A 19,074-nucleotide genomic window follows, 5' to 3' on the forward strand; every position below is an offset into this window, starting at 1 on the left:
ATCAAAACCGATGCCTCAACACGGACGAGATCAACCTTCCTAGCTTGTTCCAGCACCGCTACCACCAGGCGATAACCGATGCCACGCCCCCTATAGTTTGGGATGGTCCCCATTGCCAAGGTTCCACGATAAAGGTGGGGGGGAAAGAAATGACGCGATGTATCGCACCAGCCAACCACCGCACCTTCTTGTAACCAAACCCTCAACATGCTTGGCAGTTGACGCCACAATCTTCACCTGACCTGGCCATATCTTGTTCTCCCGTTTCCACTTCGCCTCACCTCGTTGCAAAATCTCCTAATTAAGAGTGGTCATGTGATGACGCGGTCCAAATGACCGCAATTGAACAGATTTTGCCTAGCCAAAAGCCGATGATGCACTTCCACTCCAAATCACACCGAGCATTGCCATCAAGGCGATACCATACAGCGTGATCTTCATACTCAACTCCTGAAAGTTAACGTTCAGCGCACACGAGAGCTAAGACTGCTCCTTATGCCGGTTGCAACTTCGGTTGTGAATCTTGAGCGTAATAACGCCACCAACTGTTTATGGTTAACACAAATTTAGTTGTTGCAATCAAATCGAAACGCTGCCATATGCAGCGCCCTGAGCTTAAACGCTCAAACAAAAGGATAACATCGCCATGATACGCAAACCGACTACCCAGTGGAGCACAAACAAAGCCTAGTATTGGCGTCGGTTTAATACCTGTTGCGGCTTGCATCGGTTTATCCTTGTGTTCCCCATTTGACAGACTTCGGCCATCCTGGTCACCAAAAGCTTTCAGGGGACAGCTATGAATTTTTCTCGTCAAGTATCTCGAAATATCAGTCTTCAACGTGCCGGTCTCGGTTTCATCGCCGAAGCTGACGCTTCACGTGATCTGCTGCAGCTCATTGACCAAGATTGTCACTGCCTGACCAAGGTCGGGGGCTTCGAAATATAAGGCAACCTCATCCGAAAGTGGCGGCTCTTCCATCAAGTTTTGGAAAGAACCCTGCCCTGGATTTGCAACCCGTGAACCTCAGCAGAAGAATGCCAAAACCGCTCGTGGTTCCACCGTTCATGAAGTTACAGTTGTCTTCCATGAAAGTGAACTTGAGCACCGGGTTTCGACATTAATTCAGGCGCGGCGAGACGTTCAGGAACTTCATTCACAGTACCCGGTAATGGGCTACGTCGACGCCGATGACGTTCGACGAAAGCATACCTTTGACTATTACGTGGTGCTGAAAAGCGGAGTCCATCTAGCCATTGCAGTTAAGCCGTTCAAGAAAAAGGCGGCCATGCAAGATGTGCTGGAGCGCATTCAACGGGCAGGCACGGAATGCATCGGGACACTGGGGGAGATTGAAGCTCGACACCCCCATATCCAGCTGAGACTTCTCACCGAAGTCGAGGCTAACATCGATGCATTTCTGAACGCCATGAACATCCTACGCGCCCGTTCTCATTACAATGAGGGTGAGTATCTGGCACTGGCCAACGCGATCAAGGACTGCCCAGGCCACTTCCGGTTTGGGCAATTGTTCAAGAACTGCACGAGCCGTTCAAGCCGCTGGACTGCGGCTTGGTCGCTTATCGACCACGAAATTATCAGGCCCGTGAATCCGGGACAGATCAACGAACTCAGTTGGATGACTGTGGTTCGCTAGACGACGACCAATACAGCTACGTTCAAAAAGGAGGTTAACATGAACAGCTATTTTGCACAGCCAGCCACATTCCAGCGCTCTTTGGTGAACATGCGCAAGGTCGACAGGCTTAGCTATAAGAACGCCCATTGGATTCCAGTTTGCAGAGGCAACGAGGGATGGCACATCAAGAGGGAAGACGACAGCCACGAAGTCGTTGTCGGCCATCAGGAACTCTATAATGAAATTTCTGCTGGTCGCGCCTCGGTTCGGTATGGATATCAGGAACCTGAGCAACAGAAGCTACGCATTATCTTCGGCGATAAAAAGTTCTCTGATTTCCCTGAGAAGGTTCAGAAGCTGGCTCTCGTTCGTGAAAAGCTGATCAACCGTTATGACGCGGAATTCCCGGAATATGGGCGGAAACGTTGGAACAATGAGAAGCTCCAGCATCTGCTAAATACTTGGCACACCGATATCCAGGCAAGCCTTCTCCCAAGCGCCAGGCGCGCAGACAGGCCGATGGAACTCACGTTCTATCGCGCCCCATCGGTCAAGACTTTCTGGAGGGATTACATCAAGTACCACGGATGCGGAGGCGACGTCCTCGGATTGGTTCAACGTCACCATGGTCCTGGAATCTATTATCGTTCTGCTGACCCGGAATCGATTGCATTCGCTCACAGCGAAGCTCTTCGGTACATGGACAACAGAAAGAAATCGAAGGCACAGGTTTATCAGGACTATCTGGCCAAGCTTTTTGAGATGAATTCATCACCGGATTCTCAGCTCAAAAAAGTTTCACGCACAAAATTCGAGAGCATTATTGATGGTTTTGATGAGTACGCGAAGGTCGCTGGACGACACGGGGAGGCTTACGCCAAGAGGCGGCTTTCTTCGGTAAAACGGAGCTTCCACTTCGAGGTGCCGGGTGACCGGATCGAGATGGACTTCTGGAATGTGGAATTGATGTCCTTGTTCGTGGAAACGGGGATGTGGTCCCTGCTACCAGAAAGCTACCGTAATCAGATCGGAAGCACTCGCATTTGGTTCGCTGCCGCCATCGACGTGTCCACTCGCTATGTGTTGGCTTTTAAGGCGAGCACCAATCCGAATGCGGCCAATGCCGTCGAAGCAATCAGAATGATCATGTCCGACAAAACGCATATTTCCACTGCGTTGGGTTGCGAAACGCCCTGGATTGGACGCCTTCGTCCTCGCCAGATCTATTGCGATAACGGCAAGGAGTTCGTCAGCCAGCGGACCCAGGAAGTTTTGAGGAATGCACGCATTGCGTTTACCCGTCCACCAGCGGGTGAACCACAAGCCAGACCATTTATCGAACGGCTTTTCAAGACCATTGGTCCGATGGTGGCCCACCATTTTGATGGCCGAACCTTCGGTTCTATTCACGAGAAAGGAGACTACAATCCGGAGGAACGCCTAAGCCTGCAGAGTGATGAGCTGATCAAGTTCTTCCTGTTCGCGATCTGCGATATCTATCACAACAAGAAGCATGCAGGGCTCGCGGATGGTACACCACACAATGCTTGGGTGAAGGCGACATCCCGATATCCAATCGACGTTGCGCCTGACGAAGAAGAAATGCTTCACATCTTTGGGGAGAAGGTTTCGCGACGGATTTCGTCCTATGGCGTGTCTTTCATGGGCATTCCTTATTCGAACGAAGAGCTAACGCGCCTTCGCCTGAAACATGGTCAGACGGATTTTGAGATCAAGTACGATCCAGCAAATCTGCGCTCCATTGCCGTCTATGCGGGCAAGGATAAGGGCTGGTTCTCAGTCGAAAACCAGATTGGTCTGGATGACAACGTTTCGCTTGAGGAATGGATCGTAGCACGTCAGCAGCTTCGTCTGGCTAATGCCAAGGAAAGCGAGTCTGGTCTCCCAGCGATGTACCGGGCGATCAGTAAATTGCGGACCTCTGGTGACGCCGCAATGATCAGGGCCAAGCTGGGTGCGCGGTCATTAGATAGCAATGCACTGGCAAGGCTCGAAGCTGAACTGTGTGGCAGTTGGATCGCAAAACCGGATGATCAGATGCAGGGACTTGAAGCGCTCGCATCTCTTCCAGGGGATCTGAAGCTCGCGGATGAATCGGCCTTTGTCGAGTACCAAACGGTCCAGAAGAAGGAGATCGCAGCTGCAAAACGGGCTGCGAAAAGCGAGCGGCTGGAACCCAGAACGAACAATACAGATACCGACCTTCAAACAGAACCCTCTGTTTCAAGGAGCGGCTATTACGACGAATTTTAAGAAGGGCGGGACCAATGAACACTGACGAATTGAAAGAACTCAAAAGACATATCTACGGCACATATCTTGAAAGTCCGCGCGACAGAAAATTGCGCAATATGCTGCAAGGAATGGTTGATAACGTCGATGATCACCTGAACGGTGGCGGCGGCTCTCGCCAGACTGCATTATTTGTCATTGGTGAATCCGGGAGTGGCAAATCCCATTCATTGAAACATCACTGTGGTCGCATCGCAGAGTTTCAGCCGCGAGAAAATGAGTTTGGCGAAACCATCACGCCTTTTCTCAGCATCGAGGCATCAAGCTCATCAACCATGAAGGGGTTTGCAATCACACTGCTGTCCGCGATGGGGCTTCCAGCAAACTCCAAGCAGACTGAGACCCAGTTGTTTTCGGCCGTGAAAACTCAGTTGAAAGCGAGAGGTATTCTCTATCTGCACGTCGATGAGGCTCAACACCTCATTCGTCACGATAGTCAGAAGGTGATCACCGAAGTCCAGGACGGGCTGAAGAGCCTTATGCAGATTCCTGACTGGCCTTTGCATACAATCTTTTCGGGTGTGCCGGATCTTGCCAAATTGCTGACAAATGATCTCCAGCTCGCGAACCGTAGCAAGGTCATCCGCTATGTTGAGCAGAGCCCTACTGATGATCAGCAATTCATCAACGATGCCATGACCAAAATTGCCGAACAGATGTGTGGCCTGAAGATCGCGGATGAACTGCGAGAAGCAGACTTTGTGGGACGACTGTGTCACTCGGCTCAAGGCGGGCTAGGCAAGATTGTTGAAACTATCCGTGCCGCTTGCATCCTGACCGTTAAAAACGACAGGACGGTGCTCGAAAATCGTGCGTTCGCATTCGTCTATCAAGAATCGAGCGGTTGCCTGCCCGAACACAATATCTTCTCAGCGGCTCGATGGTCAGAAATCTCGCCTGAACATGTGCTCGCCGATCTGTCTGCATCCATCGAACCCAAGAAAAAAGGAAGGACCAAGAAATGACATTGCCGGTTACCCTGCCCTTCCATGAAGACGAAAGTCCGATCAGTCTCGTGTCGCGTCTAGCGCGCGCGAACAGCTATGACTCCTTGCAATCACTGCTCGGTTTCACACACACGAGCCGAGAAGCTATTGTTCGTGGAGATCATGACGCGCTTGCGGAAATCTCGGAGCTTTCAGGGATTTCCACTGAACGCCTATCGAACGCAAGCATCGTCCATCAGCATCCAGGTTCCAACTGGAAACTTGGCCACGCTATTTTCAATAAAGAGATGCGTCCGGGAAAGATGCTCCGCTACTGTCCCCATTGCGTTCTCAATGACTTGGGAACAGGCATCGGCCGCGCAATCTCGCGACCTTATGCACGCTCGTGGTGGAGCTGTCGCGGTATCGAAGGATGTTCAGAGCACCAGCGTAAGTTGGTCGAGCACGTTGCAATCTCTCTTGACCAGCGCGACGACTTTGCCACGTTCGTCGAGCAAAATGTCCAGACAATCCGCGATCAGGCGCATGATGATGTGCGGAGCTCGGCTCCAATGCTGGACAGGTTTCTGCGTGACCGCATTTTCAAACGCGCCGAAGCCGACGATTTGGTCGACACATTGGACGCACATATCGTTGCTGAGCTTTCTGGTTATATGGGAAAGTTCATTGCGATTCATAAGCTCACCCACTTTCAGGACGAGGCGACGGACCAGCGTGAATGGGGATTTAGGCTTATCTGCGAAGGGCAGGCTGAACTGGAGCGCATTATTATTGAAACCATCGAGCAGAAAAGGCCGATGGTTCGTTTCGTCGAGCAGTTCTTCGGTCAGCTTGTCGATTGGCTTCGCCGCAATAAACTGAAGCCAGCATACCAGCCTCTTGTGTCTATGTTCCAGAACATTGCCGAAAAGAATATGCCATTTGGCCCGGGCATGACCTTTATCAATCCCGTGGAGCACCGCTATGTCTATTGCGTGAACTCTGCGCACACAGACTTCGGCATTCATAAAAAGCGCATCAAGGCCCTGCTTGCGTCGCATGGACTAACCGACCGCGTCAATCTGCATGACTCGGCGATGTATTTTGATGCTGAGAGAGCTCGCTCAATTTTCGAGAACGCACTCGAAACCCTCACCAGCAAGAAGGCCGCGCAGATTCTCGGCATCAGCGAAGAAAAGCTTCGTCTGGTTGTAAAGTCCGGACTTCTTCCACAGGTTGAAGGAAAAGAAGAGCGCCGGGATTATATTCGTATCCAACGGCTGGACCTGAATGATCTGCAGGCCAGATTGGTTTCCCATGCCGAGCGGATCGAGGAAAGCGACGGGGCATGGATCTCGCCGCAGGATTTCGCGCAAGGATATTCATTTCCGCTGAATGATATCTTGAAATTGCTACTCGACGCGACTATCGCCTCGCGGGTTATTGCGGGCAATGAAGGGCTGGTCGCGCGGCTGCGTATCAATAAAGATGAAGTGCGTCTGATCGCTCTTCAGCAGCAAGTGGATAGCGACGAAAAATTCATCACGTTCCAGGACGCTCTTGGATTACTCGGAACCTCTGATCCAACCCTGATTGAGCTAATCAAACAGGGTTACATCACCGAGACGAAGTACGAACGCTCGGCAAAAAGGGCCCGCTTGATCAGCGAGAATTCCATTATGGATTTCAAGACACGGTTCATCTCTCTTGTCGACTTCTGCGATGAAATCGGGGCAAATCGGGCCGGAATGAAAAAACGCCTTGCGGACCTCAATGTGAAGCCGCTGTTTGACAAGAGCAATCGAGTGGCCAGTTATTATTCTCGGATCGATATCAGCAAGATTCAGACAGCCATGATCCAGTCGTAATAAGCATCACCATTCTAAAACCGCCCAAAGCCCGCTTAGCGGGCTTTTTTTGCGTCTCCCCTTTAAAAGGGACAAATCAAACGAAGCGAAACGACCATACCTTTTTCATAGCATTCCAAAAAGACCAATGAAATCAATGTTAATTAGAGCGAATAAGACAAACCAAGGCAGCATTTACAGTAAACGCCGCCTTGGTTTGTCCCCCTGCGCCTTGGTGTGGTCATTTCGTTGCGTTTGATTTGTCCAGTTCCGGAAAATCGTCGAATTAATGGGAGGCCGTACTGCACCCGTCCCGACTATTGGCAATAGTGAAGATCGCCCCCGAAAGAGAGCCAATTTTTGGGTTAACTTATTACATCCACCGCCGTTAGCATCCAAGTTCCATGACAGCTTTTAAGCAGTCCACCTCTCTGCGGGATGCGCCCGTCGAAATAGCCGTACTGACCAATATCTGCATACAGACATTTTGAAATCTTTGTATTGTCGCAATATGATGTAGCGAGCATAACCCTTAAACGTCTAGGCTCAGGACCTATTGATTTGAGAATGAAGAGCTGATTCAGTTTCTCTTGAGGAGACTGAACGATGAGCAATCTTTACTGGCTGAGCGAAGGGCAAATGTCACGCCTTCGGCCCTTTTTTCCCAAGAGCCATGGACGTCCACGCGTTGATGACAGGCGTGTCTTGAGTGGAATTATATTCATTCTTCGTAATGGGTTACGGTGGTGTGATGCCCCTCGAGAATACGGGCCCTCTAAAACGCTCTATAATCGTTGGAACCGTTGGTGTCACAAGGGGATATTTGCTCAAATACTTGAAGGCCTGTCTTCCAAGTCGTCGGTCGGAAAGACTGTCATGATAGATGCGACCTATTTGAAAGCGCACCGCACGGCCTCAAGCCTACGGCTAAAAAAGGGGATGGTGGACGGCTGATCGGCCGGACAAAAGGTGGCATGAATACCAAGTTGCACGCCGTCACCGACACGCAGGGTCGCCCTATCAGGTTACACGTCACGGCGGGACAAATCAGCGACTACACCGGAGCTGCAGCCTTAATTGAGACGGTACCGAAGGTCGAATGGCTTCTTGCTGATAGAGGCTATGATGCTGACTGGTTCAGAAAACGGTTAAAAGACAAAGAGATAAGGCCATGCATCCCGGGTCGCAAAAACCGTAAGAAGCCTATTAAGTATGACAAACGTCGATACAAGCGACGCAATCGTATCGAAATCATGTTTGGCAGACTGAAAGACTGGCGAAGAATTGCTACCCGTTATGATCGCTGCCCGATTGTGTTCCGTGCAGCAATAGATCTTGCAGCAGCCGTTATATTCTGGCTCGGAAAGCAATGAGTCCTGAGCCTAGCAGCCTCAATCACCTCAATTGCCTGCTTAGACAACGGTACCAGATGATCGCGGCGCGCATCGTCCTTGTGCTCAAGCTTCAACTTCATCCGGCTTGCAGGGATATGCCAAACTGGATTCTCTTTATCCAGATCGGCGAACTCGGTCCAAGGTGTCGTGATTAATGTGCCGGGCCTGACAGACGTTAAGGCAAGTAGGCGCATCGCCAGCTTAGTGACTGGATGGGCTGTTTCAGCTTCGGCCTTACTCAGAACTTCGCGGGCCTCTTTGAGTGTGATCACCGCAGGCTGCTTACTTTTTCGCAATGGTGCCAATGCACCTTTTACAATGTGGGCCGGATCGTTTGATGCTTGTCCGGATGATATGCCGTAAACAAAGACCGATGAAATTCGCTGCATCACACGTTTAGCTGTTTCAATGGCTGTCTTTTCAATCTCACGCAGCAACTTCAATACATCAGGCGCACTTATGTTGTCTGGATGCTTTGATCCGATATATGGGAAAACCCGCGCCTCTAGGCTGTCGATCACGTCATCAGCGTGCCGCTTGCCCCACATTGGCCTTTGAAGCTCAAACCACTCTCGCGCCAGTGTTTCAAAGGTGAGACAGCTCACGCTCGATGGCAAGCGAATCGGGGCAAGTTTTGGATCCCCGCCACTCTTAACAATCTTGCGTTTTTCATCACGAAGATCGCGTGCATCTGAAAGAGACAAATCGGGATATGACCCCAGCGATAGCAAATGTTCTTTGCCGTCGCGCTGATAACGATAACGCCAAAGCTTCGAACCGGAGTTCGACACGAGCAGAAAAAGTCCTTTTGTGTCGCTTAATTTATAAGGCTTCTCACTTGCTTTGGCTTTTTTGATTTGCGCTTCAGTTAGCATACACCCACCCGCTATCTCAATTCAGCGAACGGGCGAAGGATAACGGTATCCGGTTTTCTCTTTTACGATATCCGGTTCGTATCCGACTTGTTTCCGGCTTCCAGCAACCAAGCCCGAACGCGCTTGAAGCGGAATGTACACTCAAACTCAAGGTTTACAATGGCTTTTGAACGCCAATGAACGCGGGTGTATCTGCTTGAAAGAGTAAATGGCGGAGGGGGTGGGATTCGAACCCACGGTACAGTCTCCTGCACGCCGGTTTTCAAGACCGGTGTGAAACTACTGATTATCTTGACATTTTTTACTATTAATCTAATTATGTTGCATTATTGTTGCAAGCATAGGCAAAAACAACGATGGCAAGCCTTGTAAAGCGTAACGGACGATGGACTGCGACAGCACGCCTTCCTGATACTTTTCAGGGGCCTGCCAAGGCCAGATCAATCAATCAGACTTTCACAAAGAAGTCTGACGCCCGGTTATGGCTTGAGTCAACAGAAGCAGCCATGCGCCTTGGCACATGGAAAGACCCTCGCCTTACTCCAAAGCAGTTCGGTCCATTGGGGTGGCCCGACAAGCAGCTTAAAGACGCGTTAGAAACATATCGCGATGAGGTGACACCAGAAAAGAAAGGGGCTTCTCAAGAAGCCGCGATGCTCAGTATGCTGGTGCGTCAGGATTTCGCGAAGAAGAAACTACGTGAATTGTCGGTTACTGATTTTGCCGATTTCCGCGACGTCCGAGAAGACGAAGGCCGCAGCGCCTCCACTATCAGGAATAATTTGAATACAATCAGCGCCGTCTATGAGTGGCTAATTCATGAGAAGTCAGTTGACGTCGAAAATCCAATTTCCAGCCTGAGAAAGCGCAAACGGGGCATTCCGCAGCCAAGCGGTCATCGCGAGCGGCGACTACGCGCCGGAGAAGAAGCAGCCATCAATAAAGCCATTTTGGAAATCGAAGGGCCTGTTGGTCGCCAGTGGAAAATCCTCTTCCCCCTGCTCCTCGACACTGGCATGCGCTTGGGTGAAGCTATGTCTCTACGATGCGGCTGGCTCCGGGAACGCGAGAATTTTGTGGTCATTCCAGATAGCAAAAATGGCAACCGTCGGTATGTCGCTCTCTCGGGCCGGTCTTATGCTGATCTATCAGAGCACATAGCCACTGAACCAGATGATAGCCTCGTCTTCCGGTTTTCAGCTTGGACAGCAAAGAACGTATGGCGAGAAGAAATCCGGATAAAAGCCAAATGTCCTGATCTCCGTATTCATGATTTGCGGCATGAAGCCCTATCATTAATGGCATCGCGTGGCGTCGACTTGAAAACGCTCATGCGCCAATCGGGTCACAAAACCGTTGCTGTATTGATGAGATATCTAAATCCTACCCCGGAGGAACAGTGGGCGCGACTATTTGATCTCAAGGCAACCAACAACGATTAACCTTAATTCTAATTATTAAATTTGATTTTTGATGGTAGGCGTTAGGATTTGAAACGGTTCGAGACCTGACGGCGAACGAATATCTCCATACGGACAGAAATCCAAAACGAGGGAGCACTTGACGGAACACTGCCGCCTGCGGCAGCAACTATCTGTTTTACGCCCCAAGAGTTCGACAAGCTGTCATACTTTGGATCAGTTATTACGCTGCGCGCTACAGATGCGTAATGCCCAGCATAAGACGCAGCCTCACGTTTCTCTCTGTGATAGAATATACGCCTACCATCCGCTGGATAATCAATTCTCGGTCGCCAACCACCTCTCGCAAAAACTAAATCATTGCGTATTGGATTAATTGAACCGTAATCACCGTAATAAATACCTGTATTATTATTGATCTGTCGCATTACTTCATCATATAGATACTCCTCCTCATTGGGAAAAGTACCTTCTTCCTCTCCGCCCAGCTCAGTTACCGAAGAAGGAAAAGAAGTTGCGACCACCACAATTTCAGCACCTGGAACAATATCTCTAACTCTTTGAATAATTTTACTTGTCCGCAAAGCATGCATGATTCCCGTTCCAGTCCTAACGAACTCATGATCTATGATCAAAAGGAATCGTTTACCTTGCAACAAGTGATTATTGAGGTCGTTGGCTAGGATCGCAATATCGTATAAAAACTCGGTATCATGCAACACTGAAGCTCGATAGGCTATTGCATGGTGCGTAGCCATTACCGCATTCAGTTGTTCTAATAAATTATTTTTATATTCTTCGGCCGTTTCACCTTCTTCAGGATTTACAATCAATGTCGGAATCAGCTTTTGCAAGCGATCATTACGCATCTCTTGGCAGAAATTCCGCCAAGCCAAATACCCCTTCGCAGACGACGTTAGCGCAGAAAGTTCCGCACAGTTAAGACTGGGCTCCCGAGTCACATCCAAAATCACAGCTGTATTATTCTTAAAATTTTCTTTCGCTGCTTCAATATTCTTTTGATAGTCAAAAATTCCGAGAGTAGACGGCCAGTCTTCTTCAGGGATGTCTTTTCCTGCTCTTGGCTTCTTTCTGCCGCGAGTAAGCTCAACGATTGGAACAACATCCGTCTTATGAGGATGGTCAAAATTGATCCAAAACCTGTTTTCAGATTGTGCGGTTTTAAACAGTAAAAAATATTCATTCGCCATTTAATACAAAGCCCAGTTTCATTGCCCGAACGCGGACAGCTTCGAGTGAAACATTGAAAATATTAGCGATGCCCCTAATGTTCCCTCCAGTCTCTTTTACCAGAGCTACAAATTCTTCGTGTGGCATGAGAATTTCGCCCGCTACACGATTAGCTTGGTATTCAATTGGATTACGTTCCGCATTTCTGTAGAGAATACGTTCACCTACTGGCTTCATGCCAATTTGCTCTCGGTGAAGTTGGTAATGAACATATTCATGGGCCATGGAAAATCTTTGTCGATTTTTATGGTGCCTGGAGTTAACCGCGATTTTGAAACCGCTATCCTCCTTTTTCATAATATAGGCGTCATTATCCCCTAAATCCTCAAAACAGAGTTCGAGTTCCGGATTAGCAGCGATAGCCGATTCAATGCTCGTGCAACCGTTTGCTATGAAGCCCTGACTACGAAAATATTCTATAATTCTTTCAGGCGTGTCGAGAGCTGACGGATCAAGCTCTGAACCAAAACTTACAGAAGCAAGCACGGCTTGGTCCATTGGCCTATTAGGTTTTTTTTTCATGGCTGCCGTATCACTCCTGGAAAATCGTAACCGTCTTCCTCTAGTACAGCTATCACTGTTTCTAGGCGAATAGTTAGATCGCTTGCCTTCGTTTCACTGAGTTCGCTAAGCCGCTTATCTATCCATTTCTCGGCTACAGCGGATGCGAAGTAACGCTCTACTTCTGCTTCCATTACCTCTTGGGATTGATGGCTTGCAGAAGCCCTTACTACTAAAAACGCTAAGGTTGCCAACACTGCTAATAGGCCGATTAAAATAGTGATTATAGAAGCATAAAATGTCGTTATAGCCGACAAATATTCGCCAGAATCCCATTTCTCATCAAAAAAACAATAACTAAATCCTTTTTTGCTTCCACAGCTTGCGTTCTTAATAAAATCGACATCAACAAACCAAAATAAAATCATAACAACGCAAATTGTAGCTATCAGCCCACCAACCACACCAGCCCAAAAGCAAGTCCAATAAGTTCGCCGTTGCTCTTTTTTCGCTGCCTTATCACCACCTAATAGACCGGTAGTTTGCCCCATTTTTAGATACTCATCCCAATTCACCCCGATTCGCTATAAAAGCTTACAATCTTTTTCTTTTCCGTCTAGGCCGCTGTCGATTATCGCTAACCTAAAATCTATAATTACGTAAAATCCTCTTTCCTCCCCGTAGTAGAACAACCGAAAGTGTGAAATTTACAAGTTCTTACTGTGCACAGGAAAAAGGCTCATTTTCCGTGTTCTTTTGAAGCGCTACCGCTATTTTTACTCTTTTTGGGTCGCCCTATATGCTTGCCTCTGAGCTTCGCCGCCGCCATACCCGCCTTTGTCCTCTCGCTGATAAGCGATCGTTCGAATTCGGCAAGCGCTGCAATCATGTGAAATAGCAATTTTCCGCCGGACGAGGCGGTATCGATGCTTTCAGTTAACGACTTGAATTCGACCCCTTGCCTGCCGAGGCCGCTTACATGCTCAACCAGTTGCACGAGTGAGCGCCCGAGGCGATCCAGACGCCAAACAACGAGGGTGTCACCGGTCTGAAGCATATCCATAGCTTGTTGCAAACCTGGTCGTTCATGAGTTGCGCCTGAAATCCCATGATCTGTAAAAATTTGTTCGCATCCAGCCTGTTTCAAGGCGTCCAGTTGCAAGTCCATCCGCTGGACGTCAGTGGAAACTCGCGCATAACCGATTTTCATTGGCTGATTGCGGAAATTATTTCCGTTTTTCTTTTTAGTATTCTTACTTTTCACTGCATTATTCCTGCGCCTTTCCTTCAATATTCGCTTGAATTTCATGGGTTTCCAGCCTCAAAATTGTTGACGAAAAGGGAAGCCTTTGAAATGGCAAGAGTCGTCAACAATATTTCTTTGCTTTTTGAACTAAATGTACGGTTATTCGGCGCATTTTCAGCGCCGTTGATGGTAGTCAATATTTAGATTTATTTTCCCGATAAGGCTTCCCTTTAATAAGATATGGAAATTTCTTGGGTGACTTTTGTAGTCGAGGGGCTTGAATGAGCGAAATTATTGAAACGGGCGTCACAGTTTTATCTGGTGAAGTGATCGAGAAAAGCGCCAGCGTGGCACAGGGTGATGTCAGCAATTCCAATACGAACTCAATGTACCCATTCATTTTGTTGAAGACTGAGAAGGGAGAGGTTGTAAGAATAAACAACTTGGTAACCGACACGCATACGGATCAGCAAATTACGATCGGCCTGAAAACGACGCTTTATTTGAAGTCAATACGACACATGACGAACTTTAAAAAAATGAATTTTGCGATAGCAGCAAACAGCGAGAAAGGCGTCGGCATTATCGATTTGCCTCTTCGTCTGATAATCAACGTGTTCATTCAAAGTTTGGTCGGCGGCGCACTGGCAGGTACTTTTGTCGGCTTTTTCGCGTCAATGCCACTGATTGGAATTTTCGGTGGATTTGGGCTCTTTTTGACCGCGATTGTCGCGATCTCAGTCCCTATCTATTTCCTTTGGTCGGCAACGCAGTTTGCAGGAGCACGAAACGCGTCTCTTCGACTTCGCAATAAACTGTTGGGCCTTGATGGAAGCGGCGATACGTACCAAGGCGTCGCGGTCAAAAATGTTTGACGTTTTATCTCCACCCGCAGAAAGAACAGTATCACATGCGTATCCTGCTTCTAACTTCAATTGCTGCAATTAGCCTGTCGACTTCTGCATTCTCTGCACCCTCCACAAGTGACCCCTATATTGGGGAATACGTTGGTACATGCGAGCGCGCTCAGTGTTTCATTGAGATTACGAAAAAGAAGGGCAAAAATTATCATTTACGCTTCACGGCATCAGAATCGATGGATTCCACAAAAATCCTGTGCCGTGCCGATATTCCGATGAAACGCGGACGATTGGATTTTACAGCCCGCGAACAATACGAGGACGCCTTATCTGGCGAATACAAGGCTGACCCACTCGTGTGGCTGCTATCGTTCAGCGACGGCAGCATACAGTTTTACATTGAGAATGCACCATGTGGACGCTTTGATATGAGTGGCGAGTACGGCCCTTACGGTGATTAAAAATAGAAAAGCGGCCTCCAGTTAATGGCAGGCCGCTTTGTAGCGCCATGGGAGGGGGAAGGGACGCCACTTCCAATAGTCTTCCGGAGAAGATTCGTCGGCGCAAGCTGATTTCAGAAGCATGACATTATTTCGGATGCGGAATGATGTGCATGCCTGCTTGACCCAATCAGCGCCGACGACAATCCTTGATAGAGGATAACAAAAACCGCCTCAACGGCTGGCAGGCCTCGGCGGTTTTTCAAGGTGAATGGAAATAGAGTGAAATCACTCCCGTACACAGTCAAGAGCCGAAGGACGCTTAAGCGTTGAGTGCGCGGCTGGGATATGACCCAGCCCAAAAGACAGCCTCACCTGCCTGCTCACGTCAACAAATTTTGCCCTCACGCGCAATTCCGACATCGAAAGAAGATCGCCCACAGCATACAAGGATTTTGCCACCGTCGTTTATGACGCGTCTAGCGGAGGATGCGCTACGCTCCGGTGTTCTCCGAGGAGCAAAGACCGAAGTAGCGCTTAAGGCTTGTCACGGCACAAGTCAGACGTCAAAAGATAGAGACGCCGAATTCTTTATCCAGCGTTACAAGGACCAGCAGGCGCTTGTGAAGGAACGACTTGAAATCGGCTACCGTCGCAATGGCTATAAAGAGTTATCTGGTCATCAGGTCGGCCCAGTCCGTGAAGATGGCCTGCGTTCTGAAACATTGAAATCCAAAGCAGGCCAGATGTTCGTCGCCTCCGTCCCGCGAGCGCAACATTTGCGAAGCAATTGGGGCAAAGGAAAGCTTGAAAAGCTTTACCAAAAGCTGTTGGCATTGGATGAGCCGTATATAGAAGGAAATCGAAAGTTCCTTGGTTTCATTCGCATAGACACAGATCGGGTCTGGAATTCGGTTGAAGAATGTAGCTCATTTTATCGGCTGCTTGCTCGCGATGGAAAGATCGCCTGCGAACCGCATTTCCTTGTCGGCCTGAAACTGTGCGACGGACGTTTCATCCGCCCCCATGCAATATGGCTTTTACCCTATGGTTCCGCTATCTGGAACGAACCTGGCAAGGCAGGTTGGAGACGTAGCCCCGTCGACTTGTTTCATTCCGTATATTTCGGCCTTTGCAATGCGCTTCTCGAAGCAGGCGCAGATGCTGGTGCACCCGCGACGTCGCAACAGGTCAAATGCCCGCTTTCGCCTGAATGGCATACCATATGCCCGCAAGACGTCAGCTTTCCAAGTTTATCGGAACATGCCGAATATCTCGAACTCAATCAAACCCGTGAGACGCTTCTGCGCCGCGCTGCTGTGGTGCAATCTGGAATGGCGATCGTCCAGAGCAATGAGATTTTCAATGCACTCCAAAAATGGGCCTATGCCGTTCTGACAAACTGGCATTTTTCTGGTGATGTTGAATTTATAGCTGCACACAAAAACGGACGTCTGGGAGCAATTGTCGATAGGCTGCATGTTCAATTGGAATATGCCCTTGCTTCCAGCGATTTGAAGCTGAAAAAGAAGCAGCGCGACAAGCTTCCCCTATTGATTGCGAAGGTTGCCGAGTATGCCGTGGCTGCCTGGTCGCCAGAGAAGGCGCAACAGTCGAGAAAGAACCGTGGCGCTGCCATGCACATGGTGCAAGGGCTAGGAAGCCTGAAAGAACGCCAATCTGTTGGGGGACGATACGCGGCTCATAAAAACGCAGAACGCGCACAAAATGCCATTGAGAACGCGATGAAACGCCTGTCAGATAGTGGTATTGCCATCACCAAGACCAATCTTGCTCGTGAAAGCGGCATCAGCCGCCCCACGATCAATAAATACTGGCCGACACTGGCAAAGTGAGGGACGCCCATGCACCATGTAAAAAACGGTGTATAGATAAAAAGCATCCAGCGCATCGGCTCTATGCATATTCATATCAAACAAAGCCGGAACTGCTTGTATCGGTCGGACGCAGATAATCATCAATCGTTATATGTCGTGGCTCACGGCAAGGCCCCTGCCACGGCCCTCGGAGAGCCGATGTCTATGAGTAGCCGCAGGCGTAAAGCGAATAGACGTAGTCGGTCACTACATCTTTGTTCTTGTTTTATTCTCGCCGACGGATGACCATAGTGGTCTAAGCAATTTTAAACAGGAGCTTCGACCATGAATCTACTTGAAATCCCAACTGAAGAATTCCCTCTCAATCATGCCCGTTACATGTACCTCATGGATGAACTGCGTACCGCTGCGCGCGGATTTGAACAATTGCATTGGCTCGGCTGGCCTAACGGTAAGAAGTTAGACGCCCGCCTTATGAAAATCCATGCGGAACTTGGTCAAGTTTGGGAACTTATTCAGGAAACCGAAAGCCAGCTTGCAGCCAGCGTCGCATCAAAGCCGTAACGAAAATGGGCTTCCAGTTTGCCCATATTGAAACTTACTCTCGATCTGGTGGCCGTAACAAAAAGCTGAACGTAACGGAAATTATTTCCGAAGCGCGACGGATGCCAGAATCTTCTCTCCATGTTGCAAATCCGAAGAATCCCGTGCCCGTCTACGGTTGCGATTTTGATGAGCTTATGCGCCGCCATGATACCTTGGTCGAGCAAGCACAAGAAACGCTCGCAACTGGTAAAAAGCGCGCGGTTCGAAAAGACACCTGTTCGCTTTTCACCTGTGTGTTGTCTCATCCCGCGACGCCCGATGAATGCCGCAACGATCCCGAAGTCAATGCTGCTGTGGAAGCTTGGGCTAAGGATTCCGTGAAATGGCTTCGAAGTGATCTGAAAGCGCGTGGCGGCACGCTGGAAACCGTCGTGATGCACATAGATGAGGCGCATGTGCATCTGCATGCGTATGGACTGCATTCCTCCGGCCACGCTGATCGGCTGCACCCTGGTAAGGCAGCGAAGAAACAAGCTGTCGAAGCTGCCATTGTGAACGGTCAAGAAAAGAAAGCTGCTAACGCCATTGGTGACAAGGCTTATGTCACGGCAATGCGCACATGGCAGGATTCTTATTCCGAGAAAGTTGGATTGCCCCATGGTCTGACGCGACTCGGTCCGGCGCGACGCCGCCTTTCTAGGGCCGAATGGATGGTTGAGAAGGCTGCAGCCAAAAGTGTGCAGCAGGCAAAAGTGATGGTAGTTATGGCAAGCAATGCTGCTAAAGTAGCAGACGCCAAACGTGAGCAGCACGAAACGGCAGCACAAAAAGCCGTTGCGCATGCCAAGCAGCACGCAAAAATTATCATTCAGGATGCACAAGACGAATCTGGAAAGCTTGTTGCAAAGGCTGACGCCGAAGTCAGGAAGGTCCGCTCTCTCGCTAACTGGCTACGAGCTTTTTGGGATTCACTGCACATATCCTCCATTCGTAAATCTCTTTGGAAGGAGGTGAAGACAGTTGTCGAGGGTGAACGCAAGCGTACAGCAGACGCGGAAAATCGTCTGCAGAATGAAATCAGACGTCGGACGTCTGTGGAAACAAGACTTTCTAACACCAACCAATCACTGCACGCTGTGATCAGCGAACGTGATAAATTGCGACGTCAACGGGATCGGCTGTTCAATACTGAGCAACAGAGCTTTGAGCCGCACAGACCGAAAATCCGATGAGTTCACACCCATGCGGCGTCAATCTTGTCGTTCTTTTCCCCATTTACGGGCGTTAGAATGTTGACGCTTGACAAAAGCAGCCCCAAAAATCTGCCGCCGGTGGGTTTTCATTCCATAATTGTTCCGATGCGAAAAATCGGGAGCCAGCCATGGAGAAGAAAAAACGACGTCAAAAGAGCTGCTATGAAATTGCCCTGGCACGCGCACGTCAGGCGCGACGTCAGAAAAAGCTCCCCATTCTCGTTGGCTGGGTATTCATTGCCACGCTGCTATCAATCCGCTCATCAATATTTTCACCAGAAAAACTGAGTCCCGATATAGTAGGGCATGAGTGGCCTATCTCGGATTATGAACGGGGGTTTTCGACTTCCCCTAAACCTCACCGCGAACGCTACAGCGAGCGGCCCTCCATGAACCGCCTGATGCGCGACCTCCGACGCCCAGCCGCACGCGATGACGCAACGCAATTCTTGCTCGCACATATTGATGACGTCGCTCTGCGCGGGTGGATCATTGAACAAATCCGCGAAGACCACGTTAATCGCCTAGCGATCCACGTCCAACCCGGTGTCCGCGACGCTACCGTACTGGCAGCATGGCGAGCAGAACTTGATGCGGATAATATTACTAACGACGAAGGCGGAAACGATGTCTTACAAGCGCAGCAGGCACCTAAACATTAGAGAATACTAAATATTCCCGTTCGGATTTAGTGGCTTAGAAAGCAACATCGTTATATAGCTA

Annotated in this window: 18 protein-coding genes and 2 pseudogenes; 13 read left to right on the forward strand and 7 right to left on the reverse strand. The window is 49.3% G+C overall.

All coding sequences use genetic code 11. The features are described from left to right. Positions 1-17: 17 nt before the first annotated feature. Both U2P60_RS06315 and U2P60_RS06320 read right to left on the reverse strand, forming a co-directional pair. Positions 18-209: pseudogene (locus tag U2P60_RS06315) on the reverse strand (GNAT family N-acetyltransferase); the annotation flags it as partial. Between the two features lie 284 nt (positions 210-493). After that, complete coding sequence (locus tag U2P60_RS06320; protein WP_413571847.1) at positions 494-727, reverse strand: hypothetical protein; 234 nt, start codon at positions 725-727, stop codon at positions 494-496. A gap of 72 nt (positions 728-799) precedes the next feature. Between U2P60_RS06320 and U2P60_RS06325 the strand changes: the two genes are divergently transcribed. From U2P60_RS06325 to U2P60_RS06350, 6 genes are all read left to right on the forward strand, one after another. After that, positions 800-949 carry a hypothetical protein gene (locus tag U2P60_RS06325; protein ID WP_413571848.1) on the forward strand — a complete coding sequence of 50 codons (150 nt, stop codon included), beginning with the start codon at positions 800-802 and terminating at the stop codon, positions 947-949. Positions 950-1,172: 223 nt separating this feature from the next. After that, a complete protein-coding gene (locus tag U2P60_RS06330) occupies positions 1,173-1,658 on the forward strand; it encodes a hypothetical protein (protein WP_413571849.1) in 486 nt (161 codons plus the stop codon). A gap of 90 nt (positions 1,659-1,748) precedes the next feature. Then, positions 1,749-3,914 (forward strand): DDE-type integrase/transposase/recombinase, encoded by a 2,166-nt coding sequence (locus U2P60_RS06335; RefSeq protein WP_413571850.1) that lies wholly within the window; start codon positions 1,749-1,751, stop codon positions 3,912-3,914. A 29-nt stretch (positions 3,915-3,943) separates the two neighbouring features. Beyond that, on the forward strand, positions 3,944-4,918 hold the full coding sequence (locus U2P60_RS06340; RefSeq protein WP_413571851.1) for an ATP-binding protein: 975 nt from the start codon (positions 3,944-3,946) through the stop codon (positions 4,916-4,918). Continuing rightward, positions 4,915-6,747 carry a TniQ family protein gene (locus U2P60_RS06345; protein WP_413571852.1) on the forward strand — a complete coding sequence of 611 codons (1,833 nt, stop codon included), beginning with the start codon at positions 4,915-4,917 and terminating at the stop codon, positions 6,745-6,747. Before U2P60_RS06340 ends, U2P60_RS06345 begins: the two co-directional genes overlap by 4 nt. A gap of 585 nt (positions 6,748-7,332) precedes the next feature. Continuing rightward, a protein-coding gene (locus U2P60_RS06350; RefSeq protein ID WP_413571853.1) for an IS5 family transposase occupies positions 7,333-8,099 on the forward strand; the annotation gives its coding sequence in 2 pieces (ribosomal slippage) (positions 7,333-7,650 and positions 7,653-8,099; 765 coding nt in all). On the opposite strand, the gene U2P60_RS06355 is transcribed toward U2P60_RS06350, so the two are convergent. Beyond that, on the reverse strand, positions 8,021-8,995 hold the full coding sequence (locus U2P60_RS06355) for a tyrosine-type recombinase/integrase (protein WP_413571854.1): 975 nt from the start codon (positions 8,993-8,995) through the stop codon (positions 8,021-8,023). The two genes, U2P60_RS06350 and U2P60_RS06355, sit on opposite strands and share 79 nt — an antisense overlap. 506 nt (positions 8,996-9,501) lie before the next feature. On the opposite strand from U2P60_RS06355, the gene U2P60_RS06360 reads away from it, so the two are divergent. Continuing rightward, positions 9,502-10,437 carry a tyrosine-type recombinase/integrase gene (locus U2P60_RS06360; protein ID WP_413571856.1) on the forward strand — a complete coding sequence of 312 codons (936 nt, stop codon included), beginning with the start codon at positions 9,502-9,504 and terminating at the stop codon, positions 10,435-10,437. 41 nt (positions 10,438-10,478) lie between these two features. Here the strand turns inward: U2P60_RS06360 and U2P60_RS06365 are convergent, their stop codons facing one another. From U2P60_RS06365 to U2P60_RS06380, 4 genes and pseudogenes are all read right to left on the reverse strand, one after another. Further along, positions 10,479-11,627, reverse strand: coding sequence for a beta family protein (locus U2P60_RS06365; protein WP_413571858.1), 1,149 nt, complete (start codon positions 11,625-11,627; stop codon positions 10,479-10,481). Beyond that, complete coding sequence (locus U2P60_RS06370) at positions 11,617-12,189, reverse strand: ImmA/IrrE family metallo-endopeptidase (protein WP_413571859.1); 573 nt, start codon at positions 12,187-12,189, stop codon at positions 11,617-11,619. The genes U2P60_RS06365 and U2P60_RS06370 overlap by 11 nt, the downstream gene beginning before the upstream one ends. Continuing rightward, complete coding sequence (locus U2P60_RS06375) at positions 12,186-12,719, reverse strand: hypothetical protein (RefSeq protein WP_413571860.1); 534 nt, start codon at positions 12,717-12,719, stop codon at positions 12,186-12,188. Before U2P60_RS06375 ends, U2P60_RS06370 begins: the two co-directional genes overlap by 4 nt. 239 nt (positions 12,720-12,958) lie before the next feature. Continuing rightward, positions 12,959-13,378 (reverse strand): annotated as a pseudogene (locus U2P60_RS06380) (recombinase family protein); the annotation flags it as partial. A gap of 317 nt (positions 13,379-13,695) precedes the next feature. Here U2P60_RS06380 and U2P60_RS06385 point away from each other — a divergent pair. From U2P60_RS06385 to U2P60_RS06410, 6 genes are all read left to right on the forward strand, one after another. Beyond that, positions 13,696-14,289 carry a hypothetical protein gene (locus tag U2P60_RS06385; RefSeq protein ID WP_413571861.1) on the forward strand — a complete coding sequence of 198 codons (594 nt, stop codon included), beginning with the start codon at positions 13,696-13,698 and terminating at the stop codon, positions 14,287-14,289. 35 nt (positions 14,290-14,324) lie between these two features. Continuing rightward, on the forward strand, positions 14,325-14,735 hold the full coding sequence (locus U2P60_RS06390; protein WP_413571862.1) for a hypothetical protein: 411 nt from the start codon (positions 14,325-14,327) through the stop codon (positions 14,733-14,735). A 449-nt stretch (positions 14,736-15,184) separates the two neighbouring features. Beyond that, complete coding sequence (locus U2P60_RS06395) at positions 15,185-16,570, forward strand: hypothetical protein (RefSeq protein WP_413571863.1); 1,386 nt, start codon at positions 15,185-15,187, stop codon at positions 16,568-16,570. A gap of 306 nt (positions 16,571-16,876) precedes the next feature. Further along, the gene (locus tag U2P60_RS06400; protein WP_413571864.1) at positions 16,877-17,116 is read left to right on the forward strand and encodes a hypothetical protein; all 240 of its coding nucleotides are present in this window, start codon (positions 16,877-16,879) and stop codon (positions 17,114-17,116) included. A 5-nt stretch (positions 17,117-17,121) separates the two neighbouring features. Continuing rightward, a complete protein-coding gene (locus U2P60_RS06405) occupies positions 17,122-18,330 on the forward strand; it encodes a hypothetical protein (protein ID WP_413571865.1) in 1,209 nt (402 codons plus the stop codon). A gap of 149 nt (positions 18,331-18,479) precedes the next feature. Continuing rightward, positions 18,480-19,013, forward strand: coding sequence for a hypothetical protein (locus U2P60_RS06410; protein ID WP_413571866.1), 534 nt, complete (start codon positions 18,480-18,482; stop codon positions 19,011-19,013). The last annotated feature ends 61 nt before the right edge of the window (positions 19,014-19,074 follow it).

The sequence above is a fragment of the Brucella sp. H1_1004 genome (genome assembly GCF_047308065.1).
Classification (GTDB): Bacteria; Pseudomonadota; Alphaproteobacteria; order Rhizobiales; family Rhizobiaceae; genus Brucella; species Brucella pseudogrignonensis_B.

What these genes read in the sequence shown, in the direction of transcription:
- U2P60_RS06320 (WP_413571847.1), bottom strand. Translation starts at nt 727, where the DNA reads ATGCAAGCCGCAACAGGTATTAAACCGACGCCAATACTAGGCTTTGTT.
- U2P60_RS06325 (WP_413571848.1), top strand. Translation starts at nt 800, where the DNA reads ATGAATTTTTCTCGTCAAGTATCTCGAAATATCAGTCTTCAACGTGCC.
- U2P60_RS06330 (WP_413571849.1), top strand. Translation starts at nt 1,173, where the DNA reads ATGGGCTACGTCGACGCCGATGACGTTCGACGAAAGCATACCTTTGAC.
- U2P60_RS06335 (WP_413571850.1), top strand. Translation starts at nt 1,749, where the DNA reads ATGCGCAAGGTCGACAGGCTTAGCTATAAGAACGCCCATTGGATTCCA.
- U2P60_RS06345 (WP_413571852.1), top strand. Translation starts at nt 4,915, where the DNA reads ATGACATTGCCGGTTACCCTGCCCTTCCATGAAGACGAAAGTCCGATC.
- U2P60_RS06355 (WP_413571854.1), bottom strand. Translation starts at nt 8,995, where the DNA reads ATGCTAACTGAAGCGCAAATCAAAAAAGCCAAAGCAAGTGAGAAGCCT.
- U2P60_RS06360 (WP_413571856.1), top strand. Translation starts at nt 9,502, where the DNA reads ATGCGCCTTGGCACATGGAAAGACCCTCGCCTTACTCCAAAGCAGTTC.
- U2P60_RS06365 (WP_413571858.1), bottom strand. Translation starts at nt 11,627, where the DNA reads ATGGCGAATGAATATTTTTTACTGTTTAAAACCGCACAATCTGAAAAC.
- U2P60_RS06370 (WP_413571859.1), bottom strand. Translation starts at nt 12,189, where the DNA reads ATGAAAAAAAAACCTAATAGGCCAATGGACCAAGCCGTGCTTGCTTCT.
- U2P60_RS06375 (WP_413571860.1), bottom strand. Translation starts at nt 12,719, where the DNA reads ATGGGGCAAACTACCGGTCTATTAGGTGGTGATAAGGCAGCGAAAAAA.
- U2P60_RS06385 (WP_413571861.1), top strand. Translation starts at nt 13,696, where the DNA reads ATGAGCGAAATTATTGAAACGGGCGTCACAGTTTTATCTGGTGAAGTG.
- U2P60_RS06390 (WP_413571862.1), top strand. Translation starts at nt 14,325, where the DNA reads ATGCGTATCCTGCTTCTAACTTCAATTGCTGCAATTAGCCTGTCGACT.
- U2P60_RS06395 (WP_413571863.1), top strand. Translation starts at nt 15,185, where the DNA reads ATGACGCGTCTAGCGGAGGATGCGCTACGCTCCGGTGTTCTCCGAGGA.
- U2P60_RS06400 (WP_413571864.1), top strand. Translation starts at nt 16,877, where the DNA reads ATGAATCTACTTGAAATCCCAACTGAAGAATTCCCTCTCAATCATGCC.
- U2P60_RS06405 (WP_413571865.1), top strand. Translation starts at nt 17,122, where the DNA reads ATGGGCTTCCAGTTTGCCCATATTGAAACTTACTCTCGATCTGGTGGC.
- U2P60_RS06410 (WP_413571866.1), top strand. Translation starts at nt 18,480, where the DNA reads ATGGAGAAGAAAAAACGACGTCAAAAGAGCTGCTATGAAATTGCCCTG.